Origin of the sequence: Methylocucumis oryzae (assembly GCF_000963695.1) — a bacterium.
In the GTDB taxonomy this organism is placed as follows: Bacteria; Pseudomonadota; Gammaproteobacteria; order Methylococcales; family Methylomonadaceae; genus Methylovulum; species Methylovulum oryzae.
Genome location: NZ_LAJX01000210.1, coordinates 1 through 3194, shown reverse-complemented (window position 1 = coordinate 3194; position 3194 = coordinate 1). Strand labels below are relative to the sequence as shown.

The window sequence follows — 3194 nt, the reverse complement described above, 5'->3', positions numbered from 1 at the left end:
ATTAGGCCGGGAAATTGGCACGGTCTCCATTGCGTTAACTGATTTAAGCGCTGATGATGATTTATTTGCTACGTTACCTATCTGTTTTAATGCTCATGTTACTCACGCACAATCGGTAAGAGTGTTGCCTTGTGGAGCAAAAGTATTAGGTGGTAATGCCTTTGAACCGCATCATATTATCCGTTTTCGTGATAATGCTTGGGGCGTACAATTTCATCCTGAGTTTTCTGAGGCGATTATGACCGCTTATATACACGAGCAAGCGTTAGCATTATCAGGAATGGGTTATGACTGCGATGCGTTGTTGAAGGCTGTGACCGCAACGCCAGAGGCTAATCAGTTATTAACACGATTTGTTCAGCGCTGCTTAAAACGCTAGCGGTGGGATAGTCTCCACCGCTAGCAATGAGCTGTTATTCTTCGATAGCCACGGTAATCTTTTTCGGTTGTACCGCTTCCCGTTTAGGAATCACTATCTCTAGTACGCCATGTTTAGACTTTGCGCTAATCGCATCGGGGTTAGCGGTATCAGGCAAGCTAAACCGACGGTAAAAACTACCATACGACCTTTCTACGCGTTTATAGCCTTCTTGATCGGTAGTCGCTTCCGATTTTTTCTCACCTTTAATCGTTAATACGCCATCTTCCATGCTGATGTTGATTTCTTCGGGTTTGACGCCAGGAATATCGGCGTGTAACACGAATTTATTGGCCTCTTCTTTAATATCGACAGCTGGTGCCCATTCGGCTGTGGCAATAGAACCATCACCACTTGCACCTTGTTGATAGGTACGCTCTAGTTCTTTTTGCAATTGGTTGATAAACTCCAAGGTTGATAACAAACGAGCCATAAAAACCTCCACGATGACAATTAAAACCCTATGAGTAGCAGGTATGTTCCTGTATTCGATAAAGATAATGGGGTAAGCAAAAAATATTTCAACTATACTGCGTAAAAATTTCTTGTTTAACAGATGATGGCATATGGAGCATTTAGAAAATAAAGGAATAGCGCTATTAAGCCCTTCTATTAGCGTTACGAGTGAATTAACTTGTCAGCATGTTTTGATTACTGGCCTAGGACGTGGAGGAACGACAGCATTAGCCCAAGTTTTTCGAGGTTTAGGTTTTGTTTTTGAGCAGGCCGACGAGTTTATGGAAACAAAGGACTATAGACGTCTGTTGCTGGCGGGCGATTATCAAACATTGATAGCCGACCTTCAAGCTTGGCAAACCTCTGAGAGACATCATGCTTGGAAAGATCCTAAACTGTTATCACCTATTCATCATCAGACGTTTTATTCAGCGCTACCGAATAATATTGTTCTAGTCGTCGTGTTGAGGGATTTAGTTGCAACGACGTCTCGATTTATATCGGTAGAACAGGCTGATTTTTTTTGAAACACTCATGCGGTATTCCCAAATACAAAAAAAAAATGTTGCGATTAGTGGAGCTACAAAAAAGAACAGCGCCCAATCTTGCTCGTGTCTTATGAAAAGTTATTGCTAAATACTCATAGTGTTGTAAAGCAATTAGCCAATGTCTTTAATATCGATGACGCAACATTAATCGATAAAGCAGCCGCCTTAGTCCAAGTCAGTCCCGAATACTACCTAGTGGCCTGTCAACAGCAAATGAATCGCCAGGCATCTAAGAGCTAACATAGGAAAAAATCACTGTGATACCTGAAATTGTGCAGCATTTGCTGTTATCACCTTTTCAAGCTAAAAGCCTGTGCTCGTTTATAGAAAATAAGACAGTCGATTTTGTTTTATTTGAAGAGTTATTACTGGCATCGAAACGGTGCAATCATTGGGCGAATTTTGGTCCGGTCTTGTGCGCCTTAGAGGCGTATCTTGCTGAACAATTAAAACGTCCATGCAGATAAAACTGTCGTCATGTGCAAAAGTGCAACCGATGCATTATTTGTTGCCTGCTATTTAAAAGCAATCGCTACAGGTAAGCCTTTGCGTTGGGTGGTATCGGGCTATGGTTTTTTTAGTACGCATATTGGTTGTTTAGCCAATAGCTTAGTGCTTGATTGTGATGAACAAGGTTTGTTAAGCTTTGAAGCGTTAAAAGCCTTACCTATTGATGCTTGGGATGGGATGGTCGTCACCAATATGTTTGGTTTATTCGATGATTTATCCGAGTATAACGATTTTTGCCGCATACATGGCAAGGCCATTATCATCGATAATGCGCTGGGTTTTTGCTATCCAGGGCGTCAAAATAGCGACGCACCAGATGAGGTTATCAGTTTTCATCAAACCAAGCCCTGGGGTATGGGTGAGGGTGGTTGCTTAATTGTAAATAAAACTGAGCAAGCGTTGGCGAAGTCGCTGATTAATTTTGGTGTGGAATCAAGCAATACCCAAGTATACGCGATGAATAGTAAATTATCTGATTTTGATAGTGCGCTCATTTTACAGCGCCTATTGCACATCGATGATTGGTTGCCTTTATATAGACAGCAAACACAACGAGTTAAAACTATCGCCCAAGCTTTAGGTGGGCGATTATTAGTGGATATAGCCGATGATAAGTTTTTAGGTCATGTACCGGTGTTATTCCCAAAGCCGATTAGCGCTGAGCGCATCGCACAACAGCACCAAACCATTCAATTCGGCAAATATTATTTGCCGTTAGCGCCAGGCTTGCCACAAGCGTCGGCGTTATATCAACATATTCTGAACATCCCAAGTCATAGCGGCATGGCGATGTTGACCGATGCGCAAATTAGGGACGCCATTGTTGGCGTACTAAATTTAAATTAAAACCTTTTTATCAGTATGTTACCTACTTTAGAACTTCGTATTCCTATTAGCCCCAATGATAAATATATGCGTATGTTGCATTATTTTGTCGAATCGCTTAAGACGTTTGGTGGAGATATTGGCCGAAATGCTCATTGCCTGGTTGTCGTCGGTGAAGACGCTGAGCCTTGGGATTTAACGGAGCAGTATCCGTGGACTAAAGACTATTCTTTAGAGTTTATTTGGGTTGAACGTGAGGTTTTCCGAAAAGATACTTATGACGCAACAGGTTATGTACGTTTGTGGCACGATACAGATGCCGATGTTATTGGCTTAGTGGATGCCGATTTGTTGTTTGTTGGCGATTTTGATGAGATTGTGCTTGAAGCGTATGAGAAGCAATGTGTGTTGGGTTGTATAGCGCACATGACACCTTT

Annotated in this window: 7 protein-coding genes; 6 read left to right on the top strand and 1 reads right to left on the bottom strand. The window is 42.0% G+C overall.

The genetic code is table 11. The features are described from left to right. On the top strand, positions 1-379 hold a 379-nt coding region (locus VZ94_RS17430), incomplete at its 5' end, for a glutamine amidotransferase-related protein (protein WP_045780197.1). 34 nt (positions 380-413) lie between these two features. Here VZ94_RS17430 and VZ94_RS17425 read toward each other — a convergent pair. Next, a complete protein-coding gene (locus VZ94_RS17425; protein ID WP_109867718.1) occupies positions 414-851 on the bottom strand; it encodes an Hsp20/alpha crystallin family protein in 438 nt (145 codons plus the stop codon). 133 nt (positions 852-984) lie between these two features. Here VZ94_RS17425 and VZ94_RS17420 point away from each other — a divergent pair, with 133 nt between their 5' ends. From VZ94_RS17420 to VZ94_RS17405, 5 genes are all read left to right on the top strand, one after another. Beyond that, entirely contained in the window at positions 985-1401 is a 417-nt protein-coding gene (locus VZ94_RS17420) for a hypothetical protein (protein WP_045780196.1), read from the top strand. An 84-nt stretch (positions 1402-1485) separates the two neighbouring features. Further along, positions 1486-1662, top strand: a complete 177-nt coding sequence (locus VZ94_RS26115; RefSeq protein ID WP_157844968.1) for a hypothetical protein — start codon at positions 1486-1488, stop codon at positions 1660-1662. 17 nt (positions 1663-1679) lie between these two features. Then, positions 1680-1889, top strand: a complete 210-nt coding sequence (locus tag VZ94_RS17415) for a hypothetical protein (RefSeq protein ID WP_045780195.1) — start codon at positions 1680-1682, stop codon at positions 1887-1889. 10 nt (positions 1890-1899) lie between these two features. After that, positions 1900-2778 (top strand): DegT/DnrJ/EryC1/StrS family aminotransferase, encoded by an 879-nt coding sequence (locus VZ94_RS17410; RefSeq protein ID WP_045780194.1) that lies wholly within the window; start codon positions 1900-1902, stop codon positions 2776-2778. A gap of 15 nt (positions 2779-2793) precedes the next feature. Further along, the coding region (locus tag VZ94_RS17405; protein WP_045780193.1) for a hypothetical protein at positions 2794-3194 on the top strand (401 nt) is incomplete at its 3' end.

Excerpts from the sequence above, each read along its gene's own strand:
- VZ94_RS17410 (WP_045780194.1), top strand. The coding sequence starts at position 1,900 with ATGTGCAAAAGTGCAACCGATGCATTATTTGTTGCCTGCTATTTAAAA.
- VZ94_RS17425 (WP_109867718.1), bottom strand. The coding sequence starts at position 851 with ATGGCTCGTTTGTTATCAACCTTGGAGTTTATCAACCAATTGCAAAAA.
- VZ94_RS17420 (WP_045780196.1), top strand. The coding sequence starts at position 985 with ATGGAGCATTTAGAAAATAAAGGAATAGCGCTATTAAGCCCTTCTATT.